12 protein-coding genes are annotated in these 16,735 nt (G+C 66.5%); 6 read left to right on the top strand and 6 right to left on the bottom strand.

From position 1 onward, the window contains the following. Positions 1–70 precede the first annotated feature (70 nt). Both ACXJLU_RS10160 and ACXJLU_RS10155 read left to right on the top strand, forming a co-directional pair. On the top strand, positions 71–4,849 hold the full coding sequence (locus ACXJLU_RS10160; protein WP_457330447.1) for a glutamate synthase-related protein: 4,779 nt from the start codon (positions 71–73) through the stop codon (positions 4,847–4,849). Positions 4,850–4,888: 39 nt separating this feature from the next. Beyond that, complete coding sequence (locus ACXJLU_RS10155; protein WP_457330445.1) at positions 4,889–6,367, top strand: glutamate synthase subunit beta; 1,479 nt, start codon at positions 4,889–4,891, stop codon at positions 6,365–6,367. Between the two features lie 63 nt (positions 6,368–6,430). Here the strand turns inward: ACXJLU_RS10155 and ACXJLU_RS10150 are convergent, their stop codons facing one another. The 6 genes from ACXJLU_RS10150 to ACXJLU_RS10125 are packed head-to-tail and all read right to left on the bottom strand — an operon-like array spanning position 6,431 to position 13,496. Further along, entirely contained in the window at positions 6,431–6,865 is a 435-nt protein-coding gene (locus ACXJLU_RS10150; RefSeq protein ID WP_457330443.1) for a type IV pilin protein, read from the bottom strand. Between the two features lie 41 nt (positions 6,866–6,906). Then, positions 6,907–10,722, bottom strand: coding sequence for a pilus assembly protein (locus tag ACXJLU_RS10145; protein WP_457330441.1), 3,816 nt, complete (start codon positions 10,720–10,722; stop codon positions 6,907–6,909). Positions 10,723–10,755: 33 nt separating this feature from the next. Next, positions 10,756–11,220, bottom strand: coding sequence for a pilus assembly PilX family protein (locus tag ACXJLU_RS10140; protein ID WP_457330439.1), 465 nt, complete (start codon positions 11,218–11,220; stop codon positions 10,756–10,758). Then, positions 11,217–12,404, bottom strand: a complete 1,188-nt coding sequence (locus ACXJLU_RS10135; protein WP_457330437.1) for a PilW family protein — start codon at positions 12,402–12,404, stop codon at positions 11,217–11,219. The genes ACXJLU_RS10140 and ACXJLU_RS10135 overlap by 4 nt, the downstream gene beginning before the upstream one ends. A gap of 11 nt (positions 12,405–12,415) precedes the next feature. Further along, complete coding sequence (pilV, locus tag ACXJLU_RS10130) at positions 12,416–12,868, bottom strand: type IV pilus modification protein PilV (protein WP_457330435.1); 453 nt, start codon at positions 12,866–12,868, stop codon at positions 12,416–12,418. Positions 12,869–12,884: 16 nt separating this feature from the next. After that, on the bottom strand, positions 12,885–13,496 hold the full coding sequence (locus tag ACXJLU_RS10125) for a GspH/FimT family pseudopilin (protein WP_457330433.1): 612 nt from the start codon (positions 13,494–13,496) through the stop codon (positions 12,885–12,887). A 182-nt stretch (positions 13,497–13,678) separates the two neighbouring features. On the opposite strand from ACXJLU_RS10125, the gene ACXJLU_RS10120 reads away from it, so the two are divergent. From ACXJLU_RS10120 to ACXJLU_RS10105, 4 genes are read left to right on the top strand one after another with little or no spacing between them, the layout of a single operon-like run. Then, positions 13,679–14,512, top strand: a complete 834-nt coding sequence (locus ACXJLU_RS10120) for an ABC transporter ATP-binding protein (protein ID WP_073469043.1) — start codon at positions 13,679–13,681, stop codon at positions 14,510–14,512. Next, positions 14,509–15,291 carry a lipid asymmetry maintenance ABC transporter permease subunit MlaE gene (gene mlaE / locus ACXJLU_RS10115; RefSeq protein WP_457330430.1) on the top strand — a complete coding sequence of 261 codons (783 nt, stop codon included), beginning with the start codon at positions 14,509–14,511 and terminating at the stop codon, positions 15,289–15,291. Before ACXJLU_RS10120 ends, mlaE begins: the two co-directional genes overlap by 4 nt. 14 nt (positions 15,292–15,305) lie before the next feature. Next, positions 15,306–15,809 carry an outer membrane lipid asymmetry maintenance protein MlaD gene (gene mlaD, locus ACXJLU_RS10110; RefSeq protein ID WP_073469055.1) on the top strand — a complete coding sequence of 168 codons (504 nt, stop codon included), beginning with the start codon at positions 15,306–15,308 and terminating at the stop codon, positions 15,807–15,809. Continuing rightward, the gene (locus ACXJLU_RS10105) at positions 15,806–16,663 is read left to right on the top strand and encodes an MlaA family lipoprotein (protein WP_457330428.1); all 858 of its coding nucleotides are present in this window, start codon (positions 15,806–15,808) and stop codon (positions 16,661–16,663) included. Before mlaD ends, ACXJLU_RS10105 begins: the two co-directional genes overlap by 4 nt. Positions 16,664–16,735: the final 72 nt, after the last annotated feature.

Here is a 16,735-nt window from a genome sequence, read left to right as displayed (position 1 = left end):
AAATCGATTGAAGCGCCTGCTGCGCTGCAGTATTCTTCGGCCCATTCCAGATTTCCGGACGGAGTTCGCCATGACCCAGGCCGACCAAGGTGGGGCATCTCCCACTGACGCCGCTGAATTGCAGCAATCGGCCGAGCACGGCCTGTACAGCCCCGAGCACGAGCACGATGCCTGCGGCGTCGGCTTCGTCGCCCACATCAAGGGCCACAAGGCGCACAGCATCGTTGCGCAGGGCCTGAAGATCCTCGAGAACCTCGACCACCGCGGCGCGGTCGGTGCCGACAAGCTGATGGGCGACGGCGCCGGCATCCTGATCCAGATCCCCGACGAGTTCTACCGCGCCGAGATGGCCGCGCACGGTGTCGAGCTGCCGCCGCCCGGCGAGTACGGCGTCGGCATGATCTTCATGCCGAAGGAGCACGCCTCGCGCCTGGCCTGCGAGCAAGAGCTCGAGCGTGCGGTGCGCGCCGAAGGGCAGGTGGTGCTGGGCTGGCGCGAGGTGCCGGTCGATGCCGAGATGCCGATGTCGCCGACGGTGCGCGCGAAGGAGCCGGTGCTGCGCCAGATCTTCATCGGCCGCGGCCCCGACGTGATCGTGCAGGACGCGCTGGAGCGCAAGCTCTACGTGATCCGCAAGACGGCGTCGAGCGCGATCCAGCGCCTGAAGCTCACGCACAGCCGCGAGTACTACGTGCCCAGCATGAGCTGCCGCACCATCATCTACAAGGGCCTGCTGCTGGCCGACCAGGTCGGCAAGTACTACAAGGACCTGCAGGACCCGCGCGTGATGTCGGCGCTGGCGCTGGTGCACCAGCGCTTCTCGACCAACACCTTCCCCGAGTGGCCGCTGGCCCACCCGTACCGGATGGTGGCGCACAACGGCGAGATCAACACCGTCAAGGGCAACTTCAACTGGATGCGTGCCCGCGAAGGCGTGATGAAGTCGCCGGTGCTCGGCGACGACCTGAACAAGCTCTACCCGATCACCTTCGAAGGCCAGTCCGACACCGCCACCTTCGACAACGCGCTCGAGCTGCTGACGATGAGCGGCTATTCGCTGGCGCACGCCGCGATGATGATGATCCCCGAGGCCTGGGAGCAGCACGCGACGATGGACGAGCGCCGCCGCGCGTTCTACGAGTACCACGCCGCGATGATGGAGCCGTGGGACGGCCCGGCCTCGATGGTGTTCACCGACGGCCGCCAGATCGGCGCCACGCTCGACCGCAACGGCCTGCGCCCGTCGCGCTACATCGTCACCGACGACGACCTGGTCGTGATGGCCTCCGAATCCGGCGTGCTGCCGATGATTCCCGAGAACAAGATCATCAAGAAGTGGCGGCTGCAGCCCGGCAAGATGTTCCTGATCGACTTCGACCAGGGCCGCATCATCGACGACGAGGAACTGAAGAACCAGTTCGCGCTCGCCAAGCCCTACCGCCAGTGGATCGAGAACGTGCGCATCCGCCTCGATTCGATCGAGCTGACCGGCGAGCCGCGCGAGTTCGGCGAATCGCTGCTCGACCGCCAGCAGGCCTTCGGCTACACGCAGGAAGACATCAAGTTCCTGCTGAGCCCGATGGCGCAGGCCGGCGAGGAGGGCACCGGCTCGATGGGCAACGACTCGCCGCTCGCGGTGCTGTCGGACAAGAACAAGCCGCTGTACAACTACTTCAAGCAGCTGTTCGCGCAGGTCACGAACCCGCCGATCGACCCGATCCGCGAAGCGGTCGTGATGTCGCTGGTGTCGTTCATCGGCCCGAAGCCGAACCTGCTCGACATCAACGCGGTGAACCCGCCGATGCGGCTCGAGGTGTCGCAGCCGATCCTCGACTTTGCCGACATGGAGCGGCTGATCGAGATCGAGAAGCACACACGCGGCAAGTTCAAGAGCCATGTGATCGACATCACCTACCCGCTCGTGTGGGGCGATGAGGGCGTCGAGGCGAAGCTCGCGTCGCTGTGCGCCGAGAGCGTCGATGCGCTGAAGAGCGGCCACAACATCCTGATCATCAGCGACCGCGCGATGAACCGCGACAACGTCGCGATTCCCGCGCTGCTCGCGCTGTCGGCGATCCACCAGCATCTGGTGCGCGAGGGCCTGCGCACGACGGCCGGGCTGGTGGTCGAGACCGGCTCGGCACGCGAGGTGCATCACTTCGCGGTGCTGGCGGGCTACGGCGCCGAGGCGGTGCACCCCTACCTGGCGATGGAGACGCTGATCGGCCTGCACAAGGAACTGCCGGGCGAGCTGTCGGCCGACAAGGCCATCTACAACTACGTGAAGGCGATCGGCAAGGGGCTGTCGAAGATCATGTCCAAGATGGGCATCTCGACCTACATGTCGTATTGCGGCGCGCAGATCTTCGAGGCGATCGGCCTCGACAAGGTGCTGATCGACAAGTACTTCCGCGGCACCGCGAGCCAGGTCGGCGGCATCGGCGTGTTCGAGGTCGCCGAAGAAGCCATCCGCATGCACCGCGCCGCCTTCGGCGACGACCCGGTGCTCGAGAACATGCTCGATGCCGGCGGCGAATACGCCTGGCGCGTGCGCGGCGAAGAGCACATGTGGACGCCGGACGTGATCGCGAAGCTGCAGCACAGCGCGCGTGCGAACAAGTTCGACACCTACAAGGAATACGCCCAGCTGGTGAACGACCAGTCGCGCCGCCACATGACGCTGCGCGGGCTGTTCGAGTTCAAGGTCGACCCGGCCAAGGCGATCCCGCTCGACGAGGTCGAATCGGCGGCCGAGATCGTCAAGCGCTTCGCGACCGGTGCGATGTCGCTCGGCTCGATCTCCACCGAAGCGCATGCGACGCTGGCCGTCGCGATGAACCGCATCGGCGGCAAGTCGAACACCGGCGAAGGCGGTGAGGATCCGGCGCGTTATCGCAACGAGCTGAAGGGCATCCGCATCAGCGCCGGCACCAAGGTCAGCGACGTGATCGCGAACAAGGTGATCGAGGCCGACTACGAGCTGCAAGAGGGCGACTCGCTGCGCTCGAAGATCAAGCAGGTGGCGTCGGGCCGCTTCGGCGTCACGGCCGAGTACCTGTCGTCGGCCGACCAGATCCAGATCAAGATGGCGCAGGGCGCGAAGCCGGGCGAAGGCGGCCAGCTGCCGGGCGGCAAGGTCACCGACTACATCGGCTTCCTGCGCTACTCGGTGCCGGGCGTCGGCCTGATCTCGCCGCCACCGCACCACGACATCTATTCGATCGAGGACCTGGCGCAGCTGATCCACGACCTGAAGAACGTGAACCAGCGCGCGGCCATCAGCGTGAAGCTGGTGTCCGAGGTCGGCGTCGGCACCATCGCGACCGGCGTGGCCAAGGCCAAGGCCGACCACATCGTGATCGCCGGCCACGATGGCGGCACCGGCGCGTCGCCGTGGAGTTCGATCAAGCATGCCGGCACGCCGTGGGAGCTCGGCCTGGCCGAGACCCAGCAGACGCTGGTGCTGAACCGGCTGCGCGGCCGCGTGCGCGTGCAGGCCGACGGCCAGATGAAGACAGGCCGCGACGTGGTGATCGGCGCGCTGCTCGGCGCGGATGAATTCGGCTTCGCGACCGCGCCGCTGGTCGTCGAGGGCTGCATCATGATGCGCAAGTGCCACCTGAACACCTGCCCGGTCGGCGTGGCCACGCAAGACCCGGTGCTGCGCAAGAAATTCCAGGGCCGCCCCGAACACGTCGTCAACTTCTTCTTCTTCATCGCCGAAGAGGCGCGCCAGATCATGGCGCAGCTGGGCATCCGCAAGTTCGACGACCTGATCGGCCGCGCCGACCTGCTCGACACCCGCAAGGGCATCTCGCACTGGAAGGCCAGCGGCCTCGATTTCTCGCGCATCTTCCACCTGCCGACGGCACCGGCCGACGTGGCGCGTCGCCAGGTCGAGGAGCAGGACCACGGCCTGGCGCGCGCGCTCGACGTGAAGCTGATCCAGAAGTGCCTGCCCGCGCTGGAGCGCGGCGAGAAGGTGCAGTTCATGGAGGAGACGCGCAACGTCAACCGCACGGTCGGCGCGATGCTGTCCGGCGAGCTGGTGCGCCGCCACCCTGAAGGCCTGCCCGACCACACGATCTTCATGCAGATGGAGGGCACCGGCGGCCAGAGCTTCGGCGCGTTCCTCGCGAAGGGCATCACGCTGTACCTGATCGGCGACGCGAACGACTACACCGGCAAGGGCCTCTCAGGCGGCCGCGTGGTGGTGCGCCCGAGCATCGATTTCCGCGGCGACGCGACGCGCAACATCATCGTCGGCAACACCGTGCTGTACGGCGCGACCAGCGGCGAGGCCTTCTTCCGCGGCGTCGCCGGCGAGCGCTTCGCGGTGCGCCTGTCGGGGGCGACCGCGGTCGTCGAAGGCACAGGCGACCACGGCTGCGAGTACATGACCGGCGGCACGGTGGCGGTGCTCGGCAAGACCGGGCGCAACTTCGCGGCCGGCATGAGCGGCGGCATCGCCTACGTGTTCGACGAAGACGGCCAGTTCGCGAAGCGCTGCAACACCGCGATGGTGCAGCTCGACAAGGTGCTGGGCGCTGCCGAGCAGGAGGCTTCGGTCGACAAGGCGGTGTGGCACCTGGGCCAGACCGACGAGGCGATCCTGCGCAAGCTGCTCGACGACCACCACCGCTGGACCGGCAGCCTGCGAGCGCGCGAGATCCTCGACACCTGGGCCGAGTCGCGCGGCAAATTCGTGAAGGTCTTCCCGAGCGAATACAAGCGTGCGCTCGGCGAGATCAACGCGGCCAAGCAGGTCGACGACACGATCGCCAAGGCGAAGTCGCCCGAGAAGAGCACCCCCGAGAAGACCGGCCCGAAGAGCCGCGCCAAGGCCTGATTCAGGCCCGAGCCCAACTGTCTGGAGTTTCAAGAGATCATGGGAAAAGTCACCGGCTTCATGGAGTACGAGCGCCTGGAAGAGGGCTACGCGCCCGTGCAGACGCGCCTGAAGAACTACAACGAGTTCGTGATCGGGCTCAAGGCGGACGAGTCGAAGATCCAGGCCGCGCGCTGCATGGACTGCGGCACGCCGTTCTGCAACAACGGCTGCCCGGTCAACAACATCATTCCCGACTTCAACGACCTCGTGTACCGCAACGAATGGCGCAACGCCATCGACGTGCTGCACTCGACGAACAACTTCCCCGAGTTCACCGGGCGCATCTGCCCGGCGCCGTGCGAGGCGGCCTGCACGCTGAACGTCAACGACGATGCGGTCGGCATCAAGAGCATCGAGCACGCGATCATCGACCGCGCGTGGGCTGAGGGCTGGGTCAAGGCGCGCCCGCCGAAGGCGAAGACGGGCAAGAAGGTCGCGGTCGTCGGCTCCGGCCCGGCCGGCATGGCGGCCGCGCAGCAGCTGGCGCGCGTCGGCCATGACGTGACGGTGTTCGAGAAGAACGACCGTGTCGGCGGCCTGCTGCGCTACGGCATTCCCGACTTCAAGATGGAGAAGTCGCACATCGACCGCCGCGTCGAGCAGATGCAGGCCGAGGGCGTGCAGTTCCGCACCGGCGTGATCGTCGGCAAGCTGCCCGAAGGCAGCAAGGTGACCAACTGGGCGAAGGAGAGCATCACGCCCGACGAGCTGAAGGCGCAGTTCGACGCGGTCGTGCTGGCCGGCGGCGCCGAGCAGTCGCGCGACCTGCCGGTGCCGGGGCGCGAGCTCGACGGCGTGCATTTCGCGATGGAATTCCTGCCGCAGCAGAACAAGCTGAACGCCGGCGACAAGCTGAAGAGCCAGCTGCGTGCCGACGGCAAGCACGTGATCGTGATCGGCGGCGGCGACACCGGCAGCGATTGCGTCGGCACCAGCAACCGCCACGGCGCGAAGAGCGTCACCCAGTTCGAGCTGTTGCCGATGCCGCCCGAGCAGGAGAACAAGCCGCTGGTGTGGCCGTACTGGCCGATCAAGCTGCGCACCAGCTCCAGCCATGAAGAAGGCTGCGAGCGCGAGTTCGCGATCGCCACCAAGGAGTTCATCGGCGGCGAAGGCAAGGACAAGGGCAAGCTGCGCGCACTGAAGTCGGTGCGCGTCGAATGGCAGGGCGGCAAGATGATCGAGGTGCCGGGCAGCGAGCAGACGCTGCCGGCCGACCTGGTGCTGCTGGCGATGGGCTTCGTCAGCCCGGTCGCGAGCGTGCTCGATGCGTTCGGTGTCGACAAGGATGCACGTGGCAATGCGCGAGCCGGAACCGATTTCACCGGCGGCTATGCGACCAACGTCGCCAAGGTGTTCGCGGCCGGCGATGTGCGGCGCGGCCAGTCGCTGGTGGTGTGGGCGATCCGCGAAGGGCGCCAGGCGGCCCGCGCAGTCGATGAATTCCTGATGGGATCCAGCGACTTGCCGCGCTGAGCAGAGAGATTCGGTCCGTCAGGAGGCGGCAGGTACGTCGAGAGCCTGCCGCCCGTCAAGTTTTCAGCGGTTCCAGCAGCTGTCCACGCCTGGCGTGCCCGACACGGTGGGCAGGCCCTTGCTGTCGACCGACATGGAGCCGCACCGGTCGTTGCTCATCGTGCCCTTCGGCACCACCCGCAGCCAGTAGGCGGAGGCGGTCGGGGCCGAGGCTGCCGAAGCCGTCCCGAGCGACAGCGTGTAGTAGTTCGACAGCGGCGACTTCAACGCCGGCAACGACGAATCGGTGACGGCTGCATAGCTGCTGCTCACCGTGTACTGGCGCTCCATCCAATGCGCTGCGTCCATCAACGCCGCCTTGGCATCGGCGCGCCGGCTTCGGGCGACTTGCTCGGTGTAGGCCGGGTAGGCGATGGCGGAGAGGATGCCGATGATCGCCACCGTGATCATCAACTCGATCAAGGTGAAGCCGGCGGCGCTGGTTCGATAGCGGTGCATGATCAGGTTCCCTGGAGTCTCGGTTCTGTGGATTTGGCGGTTCATCGGATCTGGCGCCAGGTCACGCGGCCCTTGCCGTCACACAACTGAACTTTCTCGCTGGCCGTTGTGGTGTCGGAGACTCCGGCCACCAAGGTGGCAGAAGAGTTGCCGCCGCTACAGCCGTTCACGTCCTTTTCCTTGCCGCCGGCTTCGGCGCCGGTAGCGCCGACGCCGGACGACGACTCCGGCGTGAGGCCGTCGTTGCCTTTATCGAGGAATCGCGGCAGCGAAAGAATGCCGCCGTTGACTTCACGCACGTTGTTGCTTTTGTCGGAACTGTTGATCGAGCCATCGCGATTGGCATCGAACGCGGTCTTGGCTTTGCCACTGAACGGATCCAGCGCGAAGATGCGCGCGCTACCGCCGGAACTGCAGGGCTGGACCGAAGGTGTGTTTGCCACCACGAACAGCACGTTGCCTTGCTGCGAGGGATTCACGTTCACCCGTTCACCGCTCGCACCACCCGTGAGGGTGAGCATCCATCCCCGGTTGGTCGCCCAGTCAATGTCCTTTGAACTGGTGCCCGAGAAGCCAGTGGCGGTACCGGCGTTCAAGGTCTGTGCGACCAGCAGGCTCGTGTCGGTCAGCCCGGTGGTTGCCGTCGGCTTGTCCCAGATGCCGAAGATCGCCTGGGTGTTCCGATTCACGTTCGTCGCGTCGGTCGCGGTGTCTTCGGCTTCATAGAGCTTGCCGGTCCCGAACGAGATGACCTGGCCACCCGATGGCGGGAAGCTGATCTCCGGCATGACGGTGATGGGTTGATTCTGGTTGCCTGCGTACAAGGGCTTGCCGCTGAATGCCACCTTCCAGTCGGCCCGCACCGCGCTGTCCACGTCGAACTTCCAGAGGTTGCCTTTCAGATCGCCAGCATAGATCGCGACGACCTCGCGGTTCGAGTTCAGGAGGAAGTTCGGCTGGCTGAGGCCGTTGCCGGCACCGGTGGTGCCCACCGGCTGCTGCCACACCACTGCGCCGGTCTGCAGATTCAGCAGGAACAAGGTAGCCTGCCCGCTGGCGCTGTCGTAGCCGTTGCCGAACATGGCGACCCAGGTGCCGTCCTGCATCCGTGCCACATGGGGATAGTTGAGCACGCTGCCCATCGCAGCGGCACTCGTGTTGGTGCTGTCGTCCCCGGAGAACTCCCACAATATGTTGCTGCTGGAGAAGCCGCCGGAGCCGACAACCGGGTTGGTGACGTCCATGGCGAACACGGAGCGCGCGCCCGCACCGGTGGAGGCCACCAGTACCGTCTTCCACGACGGGACGGAGCTCCCGATATAGGCGTCTGCCAGCTGCGGTGCGCCATTGACCGTGAACAGATGGTTGTATGACGGATCGGACATGGCCTTCAGCTTGCGCACCGTCTGCAAGGAACCCGCGTACTGCGTGCGCGGCACGCTGAAGACGGAATCGGGTACGTAAGCGAAGCGCTCGACGCCATTCGCGGTGTTGACGGCATGAAGCATGCCGTCATTGGCGCCGAAGAACAGTGTCGATCGCATGGCATCCAGCGTGGTCGACGAGGGCGACCGGAACGCGGCATAGCTGTCCTGGCCGGGTGTGCCGACCTTCATGCGCTGGTAACCTCCACCGGCGTCCGGTCCCTTGATCGGATTGCCGCCGACGATATCGCCCAGAACGCCACCGGTCGCTGTGTCGCGCACCCGGTCGCGCAGCAAGCCGCCGTTCTGTGCCTCGTTCGCACTGCTGCCGCGCACCCAATCCAGAACGGTCGAATCGCCAAGCGCAGTCTTCTGGTTCGCGTTGAGCGAGCTCCACGCGAATTGCGTGGCCGCCTTCGGCACCACGAGCGGATTCCAGGTGAAGATGTTGCGGCTGGCGGGTGCTGGCATGGCCTTGGACACCTCCCAGACCGCTGCCGCGGGATCGGTGTTCACGACGCCGTTGCTCGCCAACGGGAACGCGTAGAGGCGGCCCGACCAGCCATAAGGGTTGTAGGTCGGCTGGAACACGAGCGTGCCGGCGGTCGCGGCGGTGGAACTCGTCGCCAGGTTGGCGGTCGCCTGCGGTTGGTTGACAGCTTCGCTCAACGCCGAAGCGATGCCGGTGGACAGCTCGGTCGGGTTGGTGGCCGAGAAATAACGGCCGTGCCCGTTGATCGAGGCGTGGATCAGGTCATCGCCGGTCTGGGCAGAGTCGCCGGTCGCGTGCGTCCAGATCATCTCCACCTTGTCCTTGACCAGCAGGTCGCGCAGGCCCTGCGACGACAGCCAGGTCTGCCCACGGTACGGGTAGTAGGCAGAAGCCGACGAGGTTGTCAGCGGCACGATGTACTGCCCGAGCGAATTGGTGTCGGTGGCGGCAGTCCTGGGACGCACCTTGCCGGTCCCGGAGATGCCCAGGCCGACGGTGAAGGTGGTCAAGTGTTGCCAGAAGGCAGGGTCGCGCGTCGAGGCGGAGATCCGGTTGTCGATGCCGGTCTGCAGATCGGTCTTCCAGTAGTACGCAGCCACGTCCGCGAGCGTGTTGACGTTGGCCGCGTTGTTGTCGTTGAACGGGCTGACCGAGAAGCGGCCCGCGAGCGTTCCCGCGGTACCGCTGTCGGTATAGGTGTAGCCGACCGTGCCGCCGTACGGCACCGGTGTCGACCCCGTGAAGTCGTCATTGTTGTTGTTGGCCGGTGAACTGGCGTCGTTGCCGTTCCAGAAGCCGTCGGTGCTCAAGATGTGGAAGGAACGGCGGCACGAGTCCGAGCTTCCCGCCAGCTTCGAGGTGTCTTCGGCCCACGGGCTCGCGGTCGACGTGCCCAGGAAGTACTGGCCGACGTCGTCCATCGCTTTGCGCAACGGCGTGCTGCCGTTGTTGCCGATCTTGTAGAGATCGGTGTAGAACCCGCTGCGGTTGCTGCCGCTGAACTGGGCCACCGGCCGGCGCGGATCGGACTTGTTCTGGTTGATGGTCGTGAAGCCGACGCGCAGGTTCGTGCCTTGCAGTGCGAAGGCCGCCGACACGCCGCCCTTGGCCATCAGCATGCGGCTGCGGTAGTACTGCAGCCAGTTGGCGAAGTTCTGCAGTTCCTGGTCGTACGTGCAGCCGGTGGCGCCGACGGCTCCGCTGCAATCGGTGCGCGCGGCGGCCCGCGGATAGCCCGTGACGCTGGGCTTCACTTCGTACTTGACGAACTTCGACGCCATGTTGAGGGTCGTGTTCGGGTTCGCGGCAGGCAGCGGATTCGCGACGCCGTCGGTATAGACGAAGTAGGTGGCGGGCCAGAAATTCTTGGTCTGGTCATCTGCTCCGGCGGTGCCCTGCCGGGTGGTCAGGTCGAGCTGGCGTCCGGTGTTCGTCGGATCCAACGCGTCGATGTTGACCGCCGTGACGTTGGCATTGGCCATGCGCTTGGTGTCGTCCGACTTGTCAGGCCACGGCAGGTAGGTGACCTTCGGGTCGTAGTACAGCGGATTGCCCGAGGACGAACGCATGTACCGTGCGATGGCGTTGTCGCTGCGGTAGTAAGTGGTCAACAGGTAGCCCGAACCGCTCTTCCACATCGACGGTAGCTGGGAGCCGTTGCCACCCTCGTTGCCTGCGCCGCAGTTGTAGCTGTCGGTCAGCGACGAGCTGTTGGGCATGCCGGCGGTGCAGCGGACGAAGTCCGGGATCGCATCCGATGTCATCGAGCCCGAATCGTCCAGCGTGTACATCACGTTGGGCAACGGCGGTGGGACATAGATTCCGGGGATTTGCGACACCGTGGCATAGGCGGGAAACACGGCGTGCGCCAGCAGCACTTCCAGGATCACCGCGGCGACCACGCGCTTCGGCTGCATCCAGTGACGGGAGGGGGTTTTCATCATCGTTCTCCGTTGGGGCGACCGGGCTTGCGCTCAGTCCGCCGAATAAGTGGCTTGCAGCATCACGACGCTGAGGTCCGAGCCGCCGACCGCGCGGGCGGTGACCCTGAAGCTGGTGCCGCCGCCGATGTTCTCGACCAGGCAGCGCGGGTTGGACGCCAGGCCGGCGCCGGTCATCGTCACGTCGACGCCGCTGGCCGTCCACGTCGCATCGGTGTCCCAGTTGGCCTTCGTCGGCGGCGCGGTAGGCAGCAGGATCTTGGCGGCCGGGTAGGTGACCGGCGACGAGGTCACCTGCAGCAGGCAGGCCCGGACCGCCGCTTCGGCCGCCTGCAAGGCCTTGTTGCGGTCGCGCGCGTTGCCGGCCATGCGCTCGTCCAGGGCCGTCGCACGAAAGCCCGACACGGTGATCAGCGTGATCAGCACCAGCATCACCATCATGATGATCAGGATCGCGCCCTGCTGGGGACGGGCGGCCTTCAGGGTCTTGAGTTTCATGGCGACGCGTAGGTGATCTTGTTGCGGACGGCGACCGTGGTGCTGAACACGCGGCGGTCGAAGCGCGTTCCGGTGGTCGGATAGGTGACGGTGACGTCGGCCACCTTGCCGGTGGCAGGCAAGGTCACGTCGGCTTCCGCAGCGGCAGGGCCGTGGGTCAGCAGGCTCATGCGCACCGCGATCACGCGGGACCAGTCGCCGACCGCACTGGCCGCCACGTAGCTGCCGTCGATGACGCCGTCGGGTTCGGTCGTCGTGTCGAGGCCGAAGCGCACCTGCAGGTTCTCGACGCCTTCGATCAGCTCCTGCTCGACGCCGTCATCCGTGCCTGTCTTGTCGCCGTCGAAGGTGCGCCGGTAGAGCGACGTGCCGTTGTTGTTGACGTTGTTGGCCGAGCGCTTGACGTAGTAGACGACCGTCTGCAGCGGAAACACCTCCGACGAGGCCTGCGGATAGACGTTGCCGGCGCTCAGGCCACTGCCGGCGATCCCGAGGGTGGTGGCGGCCGTGGAGACCTGGAATGCCTGGGCCGCCGAGCAGCTGGCGATCAGCGCATAGCTGTTGGTGCACAGGCCCGAGAACTTGGTGGTCGTGCCGTCGCGGCACTTGCCCGTCGTGCCGTCGTCCTCGATGCTCAACGTCGTCGCCGAACCCACGGCCGCGGCCTTCAGGCGGACCGGCGGGCCGGAGATCGTCCGGATCACGAGCACGTCGCTGCCGGGCGTCAGGCCGACACCGGCACCGGAAATCGCATCCAGCGGAATGGTGTTGCTGGTGCCCGTGGTGTTGTTCTCCCACGAGGCCGTCGTGGTGACATTGGCCGGGTTGCTGCTGCTCATCGTCATCGCCGAGCCGGTGATGCCGTACTTGTAGCCCTCGACGCCGACGGCGAAGTTGGTGCCCAGGCCGACGGCCAACGAGTTCGTGAAGCCGGACGTGCGGTTCGTGAAGCAGCCCTGGTAACCCACCATGCGCGCGTCGGTGGACAGGAGCTGGAAGGCCAGCCGCACGTTCTGCTGCAGCGTGCTCAGCTGGTCGACACGGCGCGTGGCGCTCTTGCTCGTCAGGTAGATGGCGGTCATCACGCCGGTCAGCACGAGGCCCAGCGTCAGGGCCACCATCATTTCGACCAGCGAGAAGCCGGCCTGGCGCAACCGCGACGGCGCGGAAGTCTGCAATGTCATGGGAAACCCTTTCAAAGCCGGCTCACGGTGGTGAAACTCTGGCGCGGCGAATCCGCAGTGCGGTTGTCGAGCCACTCGATCTCGATCGTCACCGACCGATCGGCAGCCACGGTGATGCGGCCCTTGCCGTCCGGCAGCAAGGCTTCGATCTGTCCCTTCCAGTCCTTCAGGTCCGTCTGGTAGATGAAGGTCAGCGGCGTGATCGTCGAGGACGTGCTGGCGAGCTCGGTGTTCCACCGCAGGGCCAGCGCGTTGTCGCGGTCGACGCGCATGCGGTCAAGGATGTCGTCCGCCAGCGCGGTGGCCTGTGAGCGGAAGAGGGAACTCTGGTTGTAGGCGAGTGTCCGGCTTTGCAGACCGGCCAGGCCGAGCATGCCGAACGAGAAGATCACGAACGCGACCAGCAGTTCGATCATGCTGACGCCCGTTTGGCGCCGTTTGCGGGGGATGCGATTCAGCTGCATGTTCGTCGAGTCCTTGTCACGGGCACGAGATGTTGTTGAGATAGAGGGACGCCCGTCCGACCAGCGATACCTGGATGACGCGGCCCGGCAGCGAGGGGATCGACGAATCGCAGACCTTGAAGTAAGCCGCGGCGCCGGAATACTTGCCGCCCAGCGCATTGAAGGTCACGTACATCCGGTCGGGCACCGCGCTCGCGGTCGCCGTGGTGGCCGTCGAGCCACTCATCGTCACGCGCGTGATCGTGGTGTTGCCCGGTGCGGCCGCGCTTTCGCGGAGCACCGTGCCGTCTGCTGCTGTCGCCGGCGACTCCATGGCGGCATCACCATTGGCATCGGTGAATATCTGCCAGCCGGACTGGAACACCGGGGTGGCGGTGGCCGTGGCCAGCAGCGTCACGGGCTGCCCGCGCCGGGTGGCCTCGGAGCGCGCCAGGTTCAGCGCGAGGATGAATTCGTTGGTCTGGCTCGTCAGCCGGTTCGAGGCGATCAACCGGCTGAACGACGGGGCGGCGATGGTGACCAGGACGGCCATGACCGCCAGCGTGACCATCAGCTCGATCAAGGTCACGCCGAGCGGGCGCCGGCTGTGTCGCATGCTGTAATTTGTGTTGGAGTGTGTGGTGGCCATGGATCCTTCCTCTGCGCAAATTATCTGTGGTGCATCCCCCGGGGAGGGCGCCGGGCATCAGGCGGAAGTCGCCGTCTGTCGATGAAACCGGACAATGGGCTGAAACCGAGGGGTGCGGGCTTTCCCCTATCATTGCGGCTTCGCTACAGACGTCCGCCCCAACGGGCCGCCGGTTCCGATCCATGTCGACCCCTCAAACCGCGGTGCCAGCCGCGCCTGTTCTGATCGAGCTGCGCGACGTCACCTGCGGCTACGGCGACCGGGTGATCCTCGAGAACGTCAACCTCAGCGTGCCGCGCGGCAAGGTGCTCGCGCTGATGGGCACCTCGGGCGGCGGCAAGACCACGGTGCTGCGCCTGATCGGGCGCCAGCTGCAGCCGATGAAGGGCCAGGTGCTGTTCGACGGCGTCGACATCGCCACCCTCGATGCGCAAGGCCTGCACGCGATGCGCCGGCGCATGGGCATGCTGTTCCAGTTCGGCGCGCTGTTCACCGACCTGTCGGTGTTCGACAACGTCGCGTTCCCGCTGCGCGAGCACACCAACCTCGGCGAGGCGATGATCCGCGACCTGGTGCTGATGAAGCTCAACGCGGTCGGCCTGCGCGGTGCGCGCGACCTGCTGCCGTCGCAGGTGTCGGGCGGCATGGCGCGCCGCGTCGCGCTCGCACGCGCCATCGCGCTCGACCCCGACCTGATCATGTACGACGAGCCGTTCGCCGGCCTCGACCCCATTTCGATGAGCGTCGCCGCGACGCTGATCAAGGACCTGAACCACGCGCTGGGCGTCACCAGCATCGTCGTGTCGCACGACGTGGCCGAGACCTTCCTGATCGCCGATCACATCGTGTTCGTCGCCAACGGCAAGATCGCGGCCCAGGGCTCGCCGGCCGAGATGCGCGCGAGCGACGATCCGCTGGTGCAGCAGTTCGTCAAGGCGCAGACCGACGGGCCGGTGCGCTTTCACTACCCGGCCGTGTCGGTCGAGGAAGATTTCAGCGCAGGAGCGGCCCGATGAGCTGGTACAACCCCGCCGACATCGGCTTCGCGGTGCGCGGCAAGCTCGCCGGCATCGGCGACGCCGCGCGCCTGTTCTTCCAGCTCGGCGGCCTCGGCAGCGCGAGCTTCGCCCGCCCGCGCCTGGTCAGCGACCAGGTCTTCTTCCTCGGCAACCGCTCGCTGTCGATCATCACGGTGTCGGGCCTGTTCGTCGGCTTCGTGCTCGCGCTGCAGGGCTACTACACGCTGCAGCGCTACGGCTCGGCCGAGGCGGTGGGCCTGCTGGTCGCGCTGTCGCTGGTGCGCGAGCTGGGCCCGGTCGTCACCGCGCTGCTGTTCGCGGGCCGCGCCGGCACCTCGCTGACGGCCGAGATCGGCCTGATGAAGGCCGGCGAGCAGCTCGCCGCGATGGAGATGATGGCGGTCGACCCGATCAAGCGCGTGCTGGCACCGCGCTTCTGGGGCGGCGTGATCGCGATGCCGTTCCTGGCGGCGGTGTTCAGCGCGGTCGGCATCCTCGGCGGCTGGCTGGTCGCGGTGCCGCTGATCGGCATCGACGAAGGCTCGTTCTGGTCGCAGATGCAGGGCGGCGTCGATGTCTGGGCCGATGTCGGCAACGGCGTGATCAAGAGCATCGTCTTCGGTTTCACCGTCACCTTCATCGCGCTGCTGCAGGGCTACAACTGCAAGCCGACGCCTGAAGGCGTTTCCGCCGCCACCACGCGCACCGTCGTGATGGCATCGCTTGCAACGCTGGGGCTCGATTTCGTGCTCACAGCCATGATGTTCTCGATTTGAAGAAAGAGGCGACGATGCAGAAATCTCGTCACGATGTGTGGGTGGGCCTGTTCGTGCTGATCGGCGCGGCAGCGGTGTTGTTCCTCGCGTTGAAGGCCGGCAACCTGCTGAGCCTGAACTTCGACGAGACCTACCAGGTGATCACCAAGTTCGACAACATCGGCGGGCTCAAGCCGCGCGCGGCCGTCAAGAGCGCCGGCGTGGTCGTGGGCCGCGTCGAGTCGATCGGCTTCGACGACAAGAGCTACCAGGCGCGTGTCGTGCTGCAGCTGCAGAAGAAGTTCGCGTTCCCGAAGGACAGCTCGGCCAAGATCCTCACGTCCGGCCTGCTCGGCGAGCAGTACATCGGGCTCGAGGCCGGCGCCGAGGAGAAGAACCTCGCGGCCGGCGACGTCATCAGCCAGACGCAGTCGGCGGTGGTGCTCGAGAACCTGATCAGCCAGTTCCTGTACAGCAAGGCGGCCGACTCAGGCTCGCCTGCCGCCGCGGCGGCGCCCGCCAGCGGAGCGAAGAAGTGAACCTGCGGGCCTTGCAGTCGCCGTGGCGGCGGGTCCTGGCCGGCCTCGCGCTGGCCTGGCTCGCGCTGGTCACCGGTTGCGCGACCACCGCGCCCGGGCCCGACGGCAAGCCGGTGCAGCGGGTCGACCCGTGGGAGAGCTGGAACCGCAAGGTCTACAACTTCAACGACGCGCTCGACACCGCGGTGCTGAAGCCGGTGGCGACCACCTACCGCGATGTCGTGCCGCAGCCGACGCGCCGCGGCATCAGCAACATCTTCGGCAACGTGTCGGACCTGTGGTCGGCCTTCAACAACGTGCTGCAGGGCAAGGTCAACGACGGCATGCAGGACGTGATGCGCGTGACCACCAACACGATCTTCGGCCTCGGCGGTTTCTTCGACGTCGCGACCGAGATGGGGCTGGACCGCCACAACGAAGACCTCGGCCAGACGCTCGGCCGCTGGGGCATTGCCTCGGGCCCCTACGTGGTGTGGCCGTTCTTCGGGCCGTCGACGCTGCGCGATTCGTTCGCGCTGCCGATCGACCGCTCGGTGTCGCCGGCGCTGGCCTTCAACGACAGCCTGGCGCGCTATGCGGTGGTCGGCGTCGGTTTCGTCAACGAGCGCGCCGCGCTGCTCGGCGCGACCGGTATGCTCGACGACATCGCGCTCGACAAGTACACCTTCATCCGCGACGCCTACCTGCAGCGCCGGCGCAGCCTGGTCTACGACGGCGAGGTGCCGGAATCGAAGGACGAGCGTTACGACCAGGATGAGACGCCGCCCAACGCGGCTGCGGCCGCGCCGGCAGCCGCCTCGGCACCGGCATCCGCAACCGCGCCGGCGGCACCCGCGTCCGGACCCAAGCCATGAACTTCACCTCCCGGAAACGATCCGGCGGCCAACCGGCAGACACCCGCTGCCGTTGAGGTCATGTCGGGCCGC

It is taken from the genome of Rhizobacter sp. P5_C2 (assembly GCF_054049715.1).
This window is presented reverse-complemented; position numbering and strand designations above follow the sequence as displayed.